Annotated in this window: 14 protein-coding genes; 5 read left to right on the top strand and 9 right to left on the bottom strand. The window is 39.4% G+C overall.

Annotated elements, in window-relative coordinates; all coding sequences use genetic code 11:
- Positions 1 to 28: 28 nt before the first annotated feature.
- A complete protein-coding gene (locus MHH70_RS00395; RefSeq protein WP_342472221.1) occupies positions 29 to 934 on the bottom strand; it encodes a LysR family transcriptional regulator in 906 nt (301 codons plus the stop codon).
- A gap of 220 nt (positions 935 to 1154) precedes the next feature.
- On the opposite strand from MHH70_RS00395, the gene MHH70_RS00390 reads away from it, so the two are divergent.
- The gene (locus MHH70_RS00390; protein WP_342472220.1) at positions 1155 to 2345 is read left to right on the top strand and encodes a coenzyme F420-0:L-glutamate ligase; all 1191 of its coding nucleotides are present in this window, start codon (positions 1155 to 1157) and stop codon (positions 2343 to 2345) included.
- A gap of 286 nt (positions 2346 to 2631) precedes the next feature.
- Here MHH70_RS00390 and MHH70_RS00385 read toward each other — a convergent pair whose 3' ends face one another.
- Both MHH70_RS00385 and MHH70_RS00380 read right to left on the bottom strand, forming a co-directional pair.
- Positions 2632 to 3048, bottom strand: coding sequence for a VOC family protein (locus MHH70_RS00385; RefSeq protein WP_066162212.1), 417 nt, complete (start codon positions 3046 to 3048; stop codon positions 2632 to 2634).
- 103 nt (positions 3049 to 3151) lie between these two features.
- Entirely contained in the window at positions 3152 to 3688 is a 537-nt protein-coding gene (locus MHH70_RS00380) for a hydrolase (protein ID WP_342472219.1), read from the bottom strand.
- Positions 3689 to 3889: 201 nt separating this feature from the next.
- Between MHH70_RS00380 and MHH70_RS00375 the strand changes: the two genes are divergently transcribed.
- Positions 3890 to 4372, top strand: coding sequence for a nucleoside-diphosphate sugar epimerase (locus MHH70_RS00375; protein ID WP_342472218.1), 483 nt, complete (start codon positions 3890 to 3892; stop codon positions 4370 to 4372).
- A 167-nt stretch (positions 4373 to 4539) separates the two neighbouring features.
- Here MHH70_RS00375 and pheT read toward each other — a convergent pair whose 3' ends face one another.
- The 3 genes from pheT to MHH70_RS00360 form a co-directional block, all read right to left on the bottom strand.
- Entirely contained in the window at positions 4540 to 6948 is a 2409-nt protein-coding gene (gene pheT, locus MHH70_RS00370) for a phenylalanine--tRNA ligase subunit beta (RefSeq protein WP_342472217.1), read from the bottom strand.
- Between the two features lie 11 nt (positions 6949 to 6959).
- Positions 6960 to 7997 (bottom strand): phenylalanine--tRNA ligase subunit alpha, encoded by a 1038-nt coding sequence (pheS, locus tag MHH70_RS00365; RefSeq protein WP_066162192.1) that lies wholly within the window; start codon positions 7995 to 7997, stop codon positions 6960 to 6962.
- A gap of 357 nt (positions 7998 to 8354) precedes the next feature.
- The gene (locus MHH70_RS00360; protein ID WP_342472216.1) at positions 8355 to 9110 is read right to left on the bottom strand and encodes an RNA methyltransferase; all 756 of its coding nucleotides are present in this window, start codon (positions 9108 to 9110) and stop codon (positions 8355 to 8357) included.
- 126 nt (positions 9111 to 9236) lie between these two features.
- Between MHH70_RS00360 and sspI the strand changes: the two genes are divergently transcribed.
- Positions 9237 to 9443 (top strand): small acid-soluble spore protein SspI, encoded by a 207-nt coding sequence (gene sspI / locus MHH70_RS00355; protein ID WP_066162184.1) that lies wholly within the window; start codon positions 9237 to 9239, stop codon positions 9441 to 9443.
- Positions 9444 to 9695: 252 nt separating this feature from the next.
- Here the strand turns inward: sspI and argF are convergent, their stop codons facing one another.
- From argF to MHH70_RS00340, 3 genes are all read right to left on the bottom strand, one after another.
- Complete coding sequence (argF, locus tag MHH70_RS00350; RefSeq protein WP_342472215.1) at positions 9696 to 10661, bottom strand: ornithine carbamoyltransferase; 966 nt, start codon at positions 10659 to 10661, stop codon at positions 9696 to 9698.
- 466 nt (positions 10662 to 11127) lie between these two features.
- Positions 11128 to 12216: a M42 family metallopeptidase gene (locus tag MHH70_RS00345; protein ID WP_066162176.1), complete on the bottom strand. Its 1089-nt coding sequence runs from the start codon at positions 12214 to 12216 to the stop codon at positions 11128 to 11130.
- A gap of 79 nt (positions 12217 to 12295) precedes the next feature.
- On the bottom strand, positions 12296 to 13063 hold the full coding sequence (locus tag MHH70_RS00340; protein WP_342472214.1) for a 5-oxoprolinase subunit PxpA: 768 nt from the start codon (positions 13061 to 13063) through the stop codon (positions 12296 to 12298).
- Between the two features lie 215 nt (positions 13064 to 13278).
- Between MHH70_RS00340 and pxpB the strand changes: the two genes are divergently transcribed.
- Together pxpB and MHH70_RS00330 are read left to right on the top strand one after the other, a co-directional pair.
- On the top strand, positions 13279 to 13992 hold the full coding sequence (gene pxpB / locus MHH70_RS00335; protein WP_066162171.1) for a 5-oxoprolinase subunit PxpB: 714 nt from the start codon (positions 13279 to 13281) through the stop codon (positions 13990 to 13992).
- Positions 13989 to 14966 (top strand): biotin-dependent carboxyltransferase family protein, encoded by a 978-nt coding sequence (locus MHH70_RS00330; RefSeq protein ID WP_107942947.1) that lies wholly within the window; start codon positions 13989 to 13991, stop codon positions 14964 to 14966. Before pxpB ends, MHH70_RS00330 begins: the two co-directional genes overlap by 4 nt.
- Positions 14967 to 15061: the final 95 nt, after the last annotated feature.

The following is a 15061-nucleotide window of genomic DNA, read 5'->3' as shown; positions in this document are numbered from 1 at the left end:
AAAAAATAGATTTTATTCATTAGTAGGCTCATTGCCTATGAGGTAAAAATGCTGTTGGATTAATAAGCTCACTAAATTTTTGAGCAGCTCTTGAGAGTGGCACTGATTTTAAGTGACAAATACCAATACTTCGCTCAGGTAGCGGCTGCTGTAAGGGCACTTCATATAACAGTCCCTTCTCCAAATACTCCAATGCAAACTCCTTTGTCACACAAGCAATTCCTAAATTGATTTGTGCAAATTGAAGCAATAAATCATGTGAGCCAAGCTCGAATTCAGGCGTCAAATGATAGCCTTGCTCCTTTAAATATTGCTCGACATAATTGCGAGAGTTAGCCTTTTTTCCAAGAAAAATAAGCGGCATTTTCATTAATTGCGGCAAGGCAATCGGCTTTTTCGTTAAATTTTTATATTTTTCCCCACAAACAAAAATATCGTGAATTTGCTTGCATGGCTGTACCTGTAATTGTTCATCGCGAAGAGGTAAATTACAAACGCCTACATCCGCTTCTCCCGCCCTTATAAAATCGCGTATTTCCGATGTTGTGCCGTTTAATACTTTAAGTCTGACACCGGGATATTTCAAATGAAACATTTCTAAATAAGGTAGCAAAAAATAGCGGGAAATTGTATCTCCTACACCAATTCGTAGCTGACCTGTTGTCAAATGCTTAAATTCTAATAGCTTATCCTCACCAGCATGTAAAATACCGAGCGCTGATTGCACATATTCATATAATACTTGCCCTTCGTCTGTTAAAATAACGCCTTTTGGGGTACGATGAAAAAGAGGTGTTGCTAGCTCCTTTTCTAATTTTAAAATAGCTTGGCTGACAGCAGATTGTGTCATAAATAGCTCCTCTGCCGCTTTGGAAAAGCTTTTATTTTGACTTACAATATTAAAAATACGATAATAATCTAATTTCCCAATCATATTAGTTTTACTTATACTCCCTATAATTATTATTAATTTTACTTATAACACATCGTTGTTGTATAGTAAATAATGTGGTTTTTATCTTTAAGTCAGTAGCTAGTAGATAAAATCATTGAAAACTTACTGAATGAAGATGAATTTGCGGTAAATATTATAAAAATGGACCGCAAAAAAATTTAGACAAGTGTTAATTGATGAAGATGTTAGGAGAGATACTATGGAACGTGTAGTTGGAACAGTTGTACGAGGCCTTCGTGGTCCTATTATTAATGAAGGTGACAATATCGAACAAATCGTTGTAGATACAGTGCTAAACGCAGCAAAAATAGAAGGCTATTCAATTGAAGATAAAGATATTATAACTGTTACAGAATCGGTTGTAGCACGCGCACAAGGAAATTATGCAAGCGTCGATCATATCGCAAAAGATATTGCTGCAAAATTCGGTGACGATACAGTCGGTGTCATTTTTCCTATTCTTTCACGCAATCGCTTTGCGAACTGCTTACGTGGTATTGCAAGAGGAGCAAAAAAAGTTGTCCTTATGTTAAGCTATCCATCAGATGAAGTGGGTAATCATTTAGTTGATATTGATGAATTAGATGTTAAAGGGGTAAACCCATGGACAGATACATTATCAGAAGCTGAATTCCGTGAGCATTTTGGCTATAAAAAGCATACATTTACAGGTGTAGACTATATTGAATATTATAAAGAATTAATTGAAGCTGAAGGTGCAGCGTGCGAAGTTATTTTTTCAAACAATCCCAAAACAATTTTGGACTATACCAAAAATGTATTAGCATGTGATATTCACACACGCTTCCGCACAAAACGTACATTAGTAAACAACGGGGTAGAAAAAATCTTTACTTTGGATAATATTTTAGCTGAATCAATCGATGGCTCAGGCTTTAACCCAGAATATGGCTTACTTGGCTCTAATAAAGCAACGGAGGACACAGTAAAACTATTCCCCCACAATTGCCAACCTATCGTTGATAATATTCAAGCAAAAATCAAAGAAGCAACGGGCAAAACAATTGAAGTAATGGTTTATGGTGACGGTGCCTTTAAAGACCCTGTGGGAAAAATTTGGGAGCTAGCTGACCCTGTTGTCTCACCAGCTTATACAAAGGGGCTTGAAGGTACACCGAACGAAGTAAAATTAAAATATTTAGCTGACAACGACTTTGCGAATTTACGTGGCGAAGAGTTAAAAGCTGCAATTTCCGAATATATCACAAATAAAGGTGATGACTTAACAGGTCAAATGGCTGCACAAGGTACGACTCCTCGTAAGCTAACAGACTTAATTGGCTCGCTATCAGATTTAACATCAGGTTCTGGCGATAAAGGTACACCAATGGTTTATATTCAAGGTTATTTCGATAACTACACAAAATAGGAAGAGCGTCCACAAAGCCGTGCAGTTGCCGACTTTGTGGACGCTTTCGTTTGTGTTTTTTAAGATGAATGCCTGTATTTTAAAACAGGTGCTTTATTTAAAAGGGATAAAGATTGGTTTTGGCGGTGTTTGCCTCGCTGTGAGAGAGACCCTTAGAAAAGTGCAAAGCATAGTGGAAACTCGCTTTTCCTCATTTTCAAAGAAGGCTCTCTTCTACTTTAACGAGTAAACTCCTTAACGAAACACTAACAAAAACAGGCAACCGCACTGCCTTTCTAGTGCCCTTTTATGCTTGTTCATAATTGAACTGCCATTCCACGCCAAATTTATCTGTTAAGCTGCCGTAGCATTTGCTCCAAAAAGTTTCTTGTAGCTCCATTTGAACGTTTCCTTCACGCTTTAATACATCAAAAGCATGGCGTAATTGCGCTTCATCATTCGTTACAACTGCAAGTGTTACATTGTTGCCTACTGTATAAGGGTGACCAGGGAATGTATCAGAGAACATTAAGTCTACACCCATTACTGGCATACGAGCATGCATAATTAAATCTTTTGCTTCTTCCGGAATTGGATATTCATCATTTTGATGCCCTTCACCAAAAGTCATGATTTGTGTTTCCTTTGTTTGAAAAGCGTCCTTATAAAGTTCCATTGCCTCACGCGTTTGCCCATCAAAAATTAAGTATACGTTAATTGCCATCTTTGCCACTCCTCTTTCAATTGAATTTTAGTATTAGCTTACACAGTATTACAAAAATTATTATACACCTAAAAGAACAAACGTTCTATAGTGAAATTTAATATTATTTTACGATTGCACTAATTGCTTTAAATATATCGCCCTTCGCAATTTGCTGCATTTCAAATAAAGCCATTTCGATACTCGATAAACGTGCGCCTAACTGTACCATTTTATCAATGCCTAATTGACGGTTTTCCCCTGTGCGGGATGAAACGCAATCCACTAAAACCTCTACCTCATAGCCATTGGCAAGCAAATGAGCTGCCGTTTGATACACACAAATATGTGATTCAATGCCTGCAAGCAATACTTTTTTACGTCCTGTGGCTGCAAGCTTCACACGAAACTCTTCTGTATCATAAGCACTAAATGTTATTTTTTCAATCGGCTGTCCATCTATTTCATTGGCAATCTCAGGGACTGTTGACCCTAAGCCCTTTGGATATTGCTCAAGCCATAAAATCGGTAGCTCCAATACATTAGCCCCTTTAACGGCTTTCACAATATTCTGAATTACATGCTCGCTATTTTCTACAATTTCCGCAAGCTTACCTTGTATATCAATTAATACAAGTACCACCTCGTCTTTTTTTAACATCGGTAAATTCCTCCTTTACGTCCTCGTATTAATTCCCCCTCAGCTAACTCTTGCCAAGCCACTTATTATGATTCAATAAGTGGCTTGACACTTGCTGAATTATAATAAATTATAAAGCTTATTATTCTATTTAACAATTTCCATCATTGAATGACTATGCCATTCCATGTATAGTTGTAATGGTGAGGAGGTATTTTCTATATGCTAAGACGAAGCTGGCTCATTAGCATCGCCATTTCCTTATTCGGTGTGATGATGATTGAGTATTTTTTTACATTCCAACCTGAAGATACAATAAAGCATGGAAATTTAGGTATTGTCGGTATTGCACTTGTTGCGCCGTTTCTTTTATTAAGTTTATTTATTACATTTCGCTTTTCTACTGAATTATCACGTCAAGCGCAAGATAAAATGCTACGCAATATTTTACTCATAGCAGGAGTAGGGCTTGTTATCGCTACAAGCTATTATGCCATACAATATACAAACGAGGTATATGCGTCACTTGGTGGCACACCGAGCGACCCCAATTCAAAAATTTATGGCTTTCCGCTATTAAATGAGTATACAAATCGAGTTTTTATTAACTATTACACATTTCTATTAATTCATACGATAAGTGCTATTTTGGGCGCTCTTTACGGTATCGCGAGGCCCGCAAAAGCCGCTGATGAAGCACTTTAAACAGGTCTAAAGCAGCAATTCGCTCATAAGCACAATGAATTCGCTCGCAAACGCTACAAATTCGCTCATAAAAAGCTTGTTTTCGCTCATAAAAAGCTTGTTTTCGCTCATAAAACTAAAAAGAAGGCATATGAAGTCCAATTGGATTTCATATGCCTTCTTTAGCTTTAACGTACTTCTGCGCCTGCTGCTGCAAGTGCCTTTAATACTTTATTATGTGCTGCTACAACTTCCTCATCTGTTAATGTGCGTTCTGCGTCAAAATAAGTTAACGAGAAGGCAACAGATTTTTTGTCTGCGGCTACTTTTTCACCTTGATATACGTCGAACACTTTAATGCTTTTCAAAAGCTTAGTGCCTGCTTCGCGAATGATTGTTTCGATTTCGCCCGCAGGTGTTGCGCGGTCTAATTCTAATGCAATGTCGCGTGTAATGCTTGGGTAACGTGGAACAGGGCTATATACAAGCTCTTCCACTTCAGCATTTAAGATTGCAGCCAATTTCATTTCTACTACATATGTTTCTTTTAAATCCGCTTTTTTCTGCTCAGTTGGATGCAGTTGGCCGATTAGACCGATGATTTCTCCATTTAATAAAATATGCGCAGTACGCCCCGGGTGTAAGCCTTCTAACATTGCTTTTTCATAGCTTACTACAGCAGTCAATCCTAATTTTGACAATAATGCCTCCACAATGCCTTTTGCTACGAAGAAATCAACTGCTTTTTTCTCACCTTGCCATGTGTTATCTGTCCAACGACCTGTTAATACAAATGCAAGATGTTCTTCCTCATGTGGCAAATCATGCTCCGTTTTGCCAAGGAAAACAGAGCCAATTTCGTATAATGCTACATCATTTACTTGACGTGCTACGTTATGACTTACCGCCTCAATTAAATGTGGCAATATGCTTTGACGCAATGTTGAATGCTCTTCACTCATCGGCATTAATAGCTTCGTTGTTTCTTCTTTTTGCAATGCGAATTTTTGTGCATCCGCTGCTGAAGTCAGGGAATATGTTACCGCCTGATACAGACCCGCACCTTCCATCACATCACGTACAATGCGGCGCTTCACTTGATACGGCGTTAGGCCACCTACTTGCTCTCCCGAAAGTGGTAAAGTCATTGGAATTTCATCATATCCGTAAAGTCGTGCAATTTCTTCTACAATATCTTCTTCGATTGTAATATCACCGCGACGTGTCGGTACATCAACAATTAACATGCCATTCGCTGCCTCTACACCGAATTGGAGGCGATTTAAAATGGCAAGCATATCCTCAAGTGAGATTTTCATGCCAAGACGTGCATTAATAAAGTCCGGTGATACGACAACGCGAGCTGGTGTTTTATCTAGCTCATCGACAAGCACTGTCCCTTCTAAAACTTCCCCACCTGCTAGCTCAGCTAATAATGCAGCCGCGCGCTCTGCCGCAAGTAATACACGATTTGGGTCTACACCTTTTTCGAAACGCGCTGAAGAGTCTGAGCGTAAGCCTAAATCTCTTGATGTACGGCGCACAGATGCCCCTTGGAAATAAGCAGATTCGATAACAACTGTTGTAGTTTTATCTGATACCTCTGATTTAGCACCGCCCATAACCCCAGCAACAGCCTCAGCCACTTCACCGTTTGTAATTAAATAATTATGTGGCTGTAATGTGCGCTCGGTATCATCTAAAGTCGTCATTTTTTCGTCTACTAACGCTGGACGTGTGACGATTTTCCCCGTCCCTAGCTGTTCATAATCAAAGGCATGCAACGGTTGACCGTATTCTAATAAAACATAGTTTGTAATATCGACTACATTATTATGTGGACGAATACCACCAGCCATTAAATACTGCTGCAACCACAATGGTGATTGTGCTACTTTAATATTTCTAATCACTTTTGCCGCATACAACGGGTTAACGGTTGTATCCTGCACCTCAAGTTGCAAGACATCAGAAGCTTTTTCCGCTGCTTCAGCATACGTAATTTCTGGTAATTTTACATCAGTCCCTAAAATGGCTGCTACTTCATAAGCAACGCCTAGCATCGACATTGCGTCTGAACGGTTTGCGGTTAAACCTAGCTCTAACACCGTGTCGCGTAAGCCTAATAGCTCTAATGCATCCGTTCCTGGCACGCTATCCTCTGGTAAAACGTAAATCCCTTCTGCATATGCTTTTGGTACAAGTCGCCCTTCAATACCTAGTTCCTGTAAAGAACAAATCATACCATTTGACTCTTGACCACGCAGCTTCGCTTTCTTTATTTTAATGCCGCCTGGTAAATGTGCACCAGGACGAGCAACAATCACTTTTTGACCAGCATCAACATTTGGTGCACCGCAAATAATTTGCTGTAAGCTTTCCTCACCAACATCAACTTGGCAAATATTTAATTTGTCTGCTTCAGGATGCTTTTCCTTTGCTACAACATGCCCAACGACTACATTCGTCATCCCTTTTGAGCGGTCGATTACGGCATCTACCTCAATACCTGAACGCGTAATTTTTTCTGCAAGCTCAGCAGGTGCTAAGTTTGAAAAATCAACATATTGACTAAGCCATTTTAATGATACTAACATCTTATTCCACCTTACCCTTCTGCACGCTCAAATTGTGATAAGAAACGCACATCATTTGTATAAAAATGACGAATATCGTCAACACCGTATTTCAGCATCGCAATACGTTCTACACCGATGCCAAACGCGAAGCCAGACATTTTTTTCGAATCATAGCCAGCCATTTCAAGTACATTTGGATGTACCATACCTGCTCCTAAAATTTCAATCCAGCCAGTTTTTTTACATACATTACAGCCCGTTCCGCCACACTTAAAGCATGACACATCTACTTCTACTGAAGGCTCTGTGAATGGGAAGAAGGATGGACGTAAACGAATTTCACGGTCTGCACCGAACATTTCTTTCGTTAACACATCCAATGTTCCCTTTAAATCGCTCATGCGAATATTTTCGCCAACAACGAGCCCTTCAATTTGCATAAATTGATGCGAATGTGTAGCATCATCTGAGTCACGACGGAATACTTTCCCTGGACAAATAATGCGCACTGCTGCACCTTGCTTTTCTTCCATTGTACGAGCTTGAACAGGCGATGTTTGCGTACGTAATAATATTTCCTCGGAAATGTAAAATGTATCTTGCATATCGCGTGCTGGATGGTCTTTAGGCAAGTTAAGTGCCTCGAAATTGTAATAATCTTTTTCTACTTCTGGTCCTTCCGCAATTTCATAGCCCATTGCAATAAATAAATCTTCAATTTCTTCAATAACACGCGTTAATGGATGGCGATTTCCCGCCTTAATTGTCGCACCCGGCAATGTAACATCAATCGATTCCTGCTCTAATTGCGCTTGAATCGCTTGCTCCTCTAAAATCGCTGCCTTTGCCTCCAATTCAGCCGTCACATGCTCACGCACCGTATTGACTAATGCCCCCATTTTCGGACGTTCTTCAGCAGATAGCTTGCCCATCCCTTTTAGTAAATCCGTAATCGGTCCTTTTTTTCCCAAATAGGCAACGCGCACTTCATTTAACGCTTTTAAATTGACTGCTTCTTCAATTTTCTTCAGCACTTCTTCTTTCAATTGATTCAATTGTTGTTCCATGATTTTGCCTCCTTTAAATTTTGGATGATAAATAAGCAAAATAAAAAACCTCCCCCCTAAAAAGGGACGAGGTTGAATGTTCGCGGTACCACCCTAGTTATTGCAAATGCAATCACTTCATTAAACATAACGACGAATTAAACGCCGGCTATTCTTTCCTTCAAGTACTCCTAGAATTCCCGAATAGCTGCTCGCGGGGTGAACTGTAGTATTCGATAGCATTATGCAAGCTTTCAGTCACGGCCTACACTCCCTAAAATGCCTCTTATGAACCTACTCTTCCCGGTCAGTGCATTTCCTATATATAACACGATTTATTGTACGCTATTTCTTTTTTTCTTTCAAGTCGTGGAAATACTATTCTACAAAAGCATACAATAAAATACCCGTAGCGACTGCTACGTTCAATGATTCAGCTTGTCCTAAAATTGGGATGATGATGTTTTGATTTGTTTTTGCTAAAAGTTGTGGGCTAATGCCGCTACCTTCATTTCCTACAATTAAAGCAAAGGCATTTGTTGCTTTAATTTCCTTGTAAGATACGGCATTTTCAAGTGCTGTTCCGTACACTGCAACACCCTCTGCTTGTAAATTGTTGACCCATTCTAATAACTCGCCACGCACAACCGGAATATGAAAGTGTGAGCCTTGTGCTGAGCGCAACGTTTTTGGATTAAAAGCGTCCGCACTGCCTTTTCCTAATACAACTGCATCTAATCCAGCAGCATCTGCTGTGCGAATCATCGTGCCGATATTGCCCGGGTCCTGTACTGCATCTACAAGCAATACTTTGCGCCATTCGTTCATGCCCTCAATTTTTGGCTGCTTGCAATGGGCAAATACACCTTGCGATTGCTCCGTTTCTGCTAGTTCCTTTGCAACTGCCTCATTTACTTGAACAATTACGACATCATCAATTGGCCATAACATGGGCAAATCAACATTATCCTTAACGATAATTTGGACAATTTGCTCTTTATTTTTTAATGCTTCTTCTACAAGATGGAAGCCTTCTACAATAAATTCACCTGATTTTTCACGTTCTTTACGTGTTGTCACAAGCTTTTTCCAATGCTTTACTAGCACATTTTGCGTTGATTCAATTCGTTTCATACATACCGTCCTTTTTTCTTTTTCAATGCTTCATTTTATCATAACTTTTCTTTGAAAAGTATATTTCCATATATTTTGTCCATAGTAACAAGTATACTGATATTTTTTAAAAAAGGAGATTGAATCATGAACTTTCAAATACGACAAGCAATTGCAGCAAATGTAGCGGGACAAAATGCACAGGAATTAGGCGATATCGTAGAAGATGCCATTGAACGTGGTGAAGAGCATTTATTACCGGGGCTCGGTGTGTTTTTAGAAAAATGGTGGAACGCTGCGGATGAACAAGAGCGTCAACATTTTACACAAAAGCTTGCGACACAATTTAATTAACAGAAAAAAGCAATCCAGCGTCTCCCGGATTGCTTTTCATTTGCAAAGGACGTGCTCTTTCAAGCACATCCCTTGCCTATGTAGTGATGATGTACTCCATCTTGATTACATCCATCACAGTGTGTAGTTATTTAACGGTGGACAGCGTCTCCCACCCATCCATTAAAGGGAACTACAAAAGCATTTGGTTGCGCTACCTGCTTGCAAATGCTTCTTAATATATAGACACAGTTGCGACCCGCAACTTGTAATCTACGATAACAAGGAAATTAATACCGCTTTTTGTGCATGTAAACGGTTTTCTGCCTGCTCGAAAATATAAGAATTAGGGCCATCAATAACAGATGTCGCCACTTCTTCCTCACGATGTGCTGGCAAGCAATGTAAAAACATATAATCAGGTTTGGCATGTGCAACAAGTGCATCATTAATTTGATAGCCATTAAAATCTTTTAATCGCTGCTCCGTTTCTTCTTCTTGCCCCATCGAAGTCCATACATCCGCATAAATAGCATCCGCATTTTGCACCGCTTCTACCGGGTCGGTTGTTGTCAATATAGAACCGCCGTTTGCAAGGGCAATTTGTTGTGCCTCAGCTATAATTGTCGCATTACATTCATAGCCAGCAGGTGTTGCTACAGCAACATGCATTCCTACGTGAGCGGCTGCAACAACAAGTGCATGGGCAACATTATTGCCATCTCCTACATAGGCGATTTTTAAGCCCTTTAATGCGCCCTTATTTTCAGCGATTGTTTCCAGGTCTGCTAATGCCTGGCAAGGATGATCTAAATCCGTTAAGCCATTAATCACAGGAATTGTCGCGTGCTCCGCTAGCTCTTCCACCATTGCATGTGAGTTAGCACGAATCATGATACCGTCTAAGTAGCCTGATAAAACACGACCTGTATCCGAAACCGGCTCTCCTCGACCGATTTGCATATCACGTGCATTCATATACATGCCGTAGCCACCTAGCTGCTGCATACCTACCTCAAATGAAACACGCGTACGTGTAGAGCTTTTTTCAAAAATCATTCCTAATGTCTTACCTTCCAGCAAGCGAGGACACTTCCCTTGCTTTGTCACCGTTTTTAGCTGTGTTGCTAATTGAATAAGCGATTGTACTTCCTCGCTCGTATAATCAAGCAATGTCAGTAAATCTTTTCCTTTCAAACTTTCAACAGGCTTTAATTGTACCTCTTCAAGTAATTTCATATTTATACGCACCTCTGTAACTTTATGTTGTTTTCATTATACATATGCATAAATATAAAATCAAGCGTATTTTTATGTTTTATAAATAAATATTTAAAAATACACATAAATATACACACGATATTTATAAAAAGACTGAGGCATTTTTATAATAAATATAACTTTTACTTATTTCATTTTAAATTTAAAGCAAAATGCACTAAATTCAATGTTTATACCCTTTTAAAATAGTTATTATTTTAATAAAAACAAAAAAGCGTCTGAAAAGCAGTGCTTTGCATGCTTTTAGACGCTCTCTAAGTCGATTATCTATTCTGATTCCTTTATGTGGCGCTGCATCGTTTCAAACATCGCCTTTGTTTCCCCACTAGAAGACAAATGAAAAAGTGCATACTTCATTATAAAAAGGCAAAAAGGTATCTGAAAAGTGGCACGTTAGGATACTTACCAGACACCCCTTCCATTTTTATTCAAAAATAATTTGATTTACTGTATTGCGGTCTAATTTTTTGATTACTTCAACGATTAATTTCACTGCATTTTCATAATCATCGCGGTGTAAAATGCCCGCATGTGAATGAATATAGCGTGTCGCTACACCAATCGCCAATGATGGCACGCCATTTGCCGTTATATGGATAGCTCCAGCATCTGTTCCACCACCTGGTATTGTTTCGAATTGATATGGAATATTATTTTCCTCTGCAATATCAATCACAAAGTCACGTAAACCGCTATGCGCTACCATTGATGCATCATAAATAACGATTTGTGGACCAGCACCCATTTTAGATGTTGATTCTTTTGCTGTTACGCCTGGCGTATCCCCTGCAATACCTACATCTACTGCAAAGCCAATATCTGGTTGAATTTGGTGTGTCGCAGTTTTAGCACCGCGCAAACCAACTTCCTCTTGCACGCTCCCTACTCCATAGACAATATTCGGGTGCTTCTCATCTTTCAATGCGCGTAAAACATCAATCGCAATTGCACAACCTATACGGTTATCCCATGCTTTTGCAAGTAAATGCTTGTCGTTTTTCATAACGTGGAATTCGAAATATGGTGTAATCATATCACCAGGGCGAATTCCCCATCCCATCGCTTCCTCTTTTGAAGCAGCTCCAACATCGATAAACATATCTTTAATATCAACCGGCTTGTTGCGTACTTCAGCCGGTAAAATATGTGGTGGCTTTGAACCGATAACACCAATGATTTCCTCGCCATTGCGAGTGGTAATTGTCATTCGCTGCGCAAGCATTACTTGACCCCACCAGCCGCCAACTGTTTGGAAGCTAATAAAGCCTTTATCATCAATTTTTGTTACCATTAAGCCAATTTCATCTAAATGCCCTGAAATCATAATTTTTGGGCCTTTTTCATCGCCAATTTTTTTAGCAATTAAGCTACCTAAATTATCCGTTTCAACTGCATCAGCAAAAGGCGCTATGTATTTTTTCATCACTTCACGTGGTGCTCGCTCATTTCCTGGAATACCATTTGCATCCGTTAAATCTTTCAACATTTGCAACGTTACATCTAATTGTGTCATTATTTCGACCTCCTAAATATATTACTTCACCATTATAACTTGAAACCGCTTACGAGAAAAGAAAACTTATTTGTTATTTTCAATTTTTACTGAAATGTTTTATGACAATATGTTCTTCTGTTAATTTTTGCTTGGCCCACCTAGCAAATTGCAGCGCATGCTCTCCATCACCGTGAAGGCAAATTGTATCAGCACGCAGTGTAACCTCTGTTCCTTGCTGTGACATCACTTTCCCTGTCTTCACAAATTGTATCATTTGTTGCACTGCCTGTTCTACGTTTGTAATTAGTGCATTTGACAGTTTACGCGATGTAAGCGAGCCATCTGCCTGATATGTTCGATCCGCAAATACTTCATGCGCTGTTTGCAAACCAACCTTCTCCCCTGCGTCTGTTAATGCACTTGAAGCCAAGCCAAACAAAATAAGCTTCGGTGATACATCATAAACGGCCTGTGCAATCGCCTCAGCAAGTAGGTGATTTTGGGCAGCCATATTATATAATGCACCATGTGGCTTCACATGCTGCATTTCTGCATCCATTGTCGTTAAAAATGCTTGTAGCGCCCCAATTTGATAAACAACCATATCATATGCTTCTTGAGGTGAAATTGCCATTTCCCGACGACCAAAGCCTACTAAATCCGGCAAACCCGGGTGCGCACCAATTTTTACATTATGCTTTAACGCCATTTTTACGGTTTCCCGCATCACTGTCGGGTCGCCAGCATGAAAACCGCATGCTATATTTACCGAAGTAATATATTTAAGTATTTCTTCAGTTTCTCCTAATTTATAATTACCGAAACTTTCACCTAAATCACAATTTATATCAACTTTATAAGTCATTAGTAAACCTCCATACTAATATTTTAACAGCTTTATATAAACCTGTTGTGAGAACTTTTTTCCTACCCGCATTTTTGCAGCCTGTTAACAAAAAATAAAACTATGTATAATTAATCAATAGGGTTTTATTTTAATTTCACCTATCTATTAATCAAAACGAGCTTTTAAAGGTGGCTATTCCCTTTACTATACATCCCTTGTATCGGAGGCTTAAAATGTTCAAGCATATTACGTTTAAACCATTAAATGATTGTGCACTACTTGTTGTTTTTGGTGATAGTATCTCTATTACAACACATAAAGAAATTCAGCAATTTCATAAAATAATAGAGCAGCAACCCTTTCATGGAATGATAGAAGCTGTTCCAAGCTACACGTCAATCTGTATTTATTATGATATCGTAAAATTGGTAAATAGCCCATTACGCAAACATTCACAATCTATTTATGATTATATTGTTACATATTTGCAAAGCTTGCTGCAAAAAAACGTACAAAATTTTTTACAAGCTAACAGAATGATTGAAATTCCTGTTATTTACGGAGGGCAGTTTGGACCTGATTTAGCGTTTGTCGCTAACTATCATCAATTATCTGAGGCCGAAATTATTAAACGCCATACAGCGGAGGAATATACTGTCTATATGCTGGGCTTTGCTCCTGGCTTTGCTTTTTTGGGAGGGCTGGATGAGACGATTGCTACACCTCGAAAAGAAGTACCTCGGCTAACAATTCCAGCAGGCTCCGTCGGTATTGGCGGTCAACAAACCGGTGTCTACCCTTTTGAAACACCCGGAGGTTGGCAAATTATTGGGCGTACACCCCAGCGGCTTTTTTTACCTGAGCAATATCCACCAACTTTTTTACAGGCTGGTGACCGTGTGCGCTTTCGAGCGATTTCTGAACAAGAATGGAGGAGTTTTGTATGACGATATCTGTGCTGAAACCCGGGCTCTTTTCAACGATTCAAGATAATGGTCGCTATGCAAACCAACAATATGGTGTGATTGTGGGCGGTGCAATGGATAGGCTGTCATACCTTATTGGGCAGCTACTTTTACAACAAGAAAATGAAGCCGCGATTGAGATAACAATTGTTGGACCAACTCTTCGCTTTGATGTCGATACGGTCATCGCCATTACTGGTGCATATTTCTCACCCCTTTTAAATGGACAGCCTTGTCCAATGTGGCGTCCTATTGCAATTAAGGCAGGAAGTATATTGCAATGCGCTGCTGCTACAAATGGCGCTAGAGGTTATATCGCAATAAAGCATGGCATTCAAGTACCTGTAGTTTTAGGAAGTCGCAGTACTTATTTACGTGCCAAATTAGGTGGCTTTAATGGACGTGCTTTACAAAGAGGTGACATACTCCCAATTATAGCTAGTAAGGTCACTACCAGTAATTATTTTATTCGACATGAAGATTTTATATCATTTTCAAAGGATGTAACGATTCGTGTAACGAGCGGCACAGAGTGGGCTGGATTTACAGAGGAAAGCAAGCAAGTATTTCTATCGACATCCTTTCAATTATCAAAAGATGCCGACCGAATGGGCTATCGTTTGCAAAATCCGATAGGTCTAACCCATTCTTTACAAAAAGATTTAATATCTGAAGCAGTAACATTCGGTACAATTCAAGTCCCACCTAGTGGACAGCCAATTATTTTGATGGCCGATTGTCAAACGACAGGAGGCTACCCGAAAATTGCTCAAGTGATTCGAGCAGATTTGCCGAAGCTTGCCCAGCTTCAACCGATGGCAACGATTCGTTTTACCGTTGTTTCCCTAGAGCAAGCACAACAAATTTATATAAAGCAACAGCAGCAATTAGCTTTAATCAATTATGCATTAGCTAATTCTCGTCCAGATTTTTTCGAGCATTGTAGTGAAGGTTAACGTCACATCATATGACAACGATTAACCAACTTGCATTGCGTCAAAATCTGTGACATCTACCGCAAATCTGGCTAACACGATATTAGTTACTCCGT

Source organism: Metasolibacillus sp. FSL H7-0170 (genome assembly GCF_038593115.1).
In the GTDB taxonomy this organism is placed as follows: Bacteria; Bacillota; Bacilli; order Bacillales_A; family Planococcaceae; genus Metasolibacillus; species Metasolibacillus fluoroglycofenilyticus.
This window is presented reverse-complemented; position numbering and strand designations above follow the sequence as displayed.

Coding starts and splice junctions, on each gene's coding strand:
- argF (WP_342472215.1), bottom strand. CDS start 10,661: ATGAAATTACTTGAAGAGGTACAATTAAAGCCTGTTGAAAGTTTGAAA.
- MHH70_RS00385 (WP_066162212.1), bottom strand. CDS start 3,048: ATGGCAATTAACGTATACTTAATTTTTGATGGGCAAACGCGTGAGGCA.
- MHH70_RS00375 (WP_342472218.1), top strand. CDS start 3,890: ATGCTAAGACGAAGCTGGCTCATTAGCATCGCCATTTCCTTATTCGGT.
- MHH70_RS00390 (WP_342472220.1), top strand. CDS start 1,155: ATGGAACGTGTAGTTGGAACAGTTGTACGAGGCCTTCGTGGTCCTATT.
- pxpB (WP_066162171.1), top strand. CDS start 13,279: ATGTTCAAGCATATTACGTTTAAACCATTAAATGATTGTGCACTACTT.
- MHH70_RS00360 (WP_342472216.1), bottom strand. CDS start 9,110: ATGAAACGAATTGAATCAACGCAAAATGTGCTAGTAAAGCATTGGAAA.
- MHH70_RS00340 (WP_342472214.1), bottom strand. CDS start 13,063: ATGACTTATAAAGTTGATATAAATTGTGATTTAGGTGAAAGTTTCGGT.
- MHH70_RS00395 (WP_342472221.1), bottom strand. CDS start 934: ATGATTGGGAAATTAGATTATTATCGTATTTTTAATATTGTAAGTCAA.
- sspI (WP_066162184.1), top strand. CDS start 9,237: ATGAACTTTCAAATACGACAAGCAATTGCAGCAAATGTAGCGGGACAA.
- MHH70_RS00380 (WP_342472219.1), bottom strand. CDS start 3,688: ATGTTAAAAAAAGACGAGGTGGTACTTGTATTAATTGATATACAAGGT.
- MHH70_RS00330 (WP_107942947.1), top strand. CDS start 13,989: ATGACGATATCTGTGCTGAAACCCGGGCTCTTTTCAACGATTCAAGAT.
- pheT (WP_342472217.1), bottom strand. CDS start 6,948: ATGTTAGTATCATTAAAATGGCTTAGTCAATATGTTGATTTTTCAAAC.
- MHH70_RS00345 (WP_066162176.1), bottom strand. CDS start 12,216: ATGACACAATTAGATGTAACGTTGCAAATGTTGAAAGATTTAACGGAT.
- pheS (WP_066162192.1), bottom strand. CDS start 7,997: ATGGAACAACAATTGAATCAATTGAAAGAAGAAGTGCTGAAGAAAATT.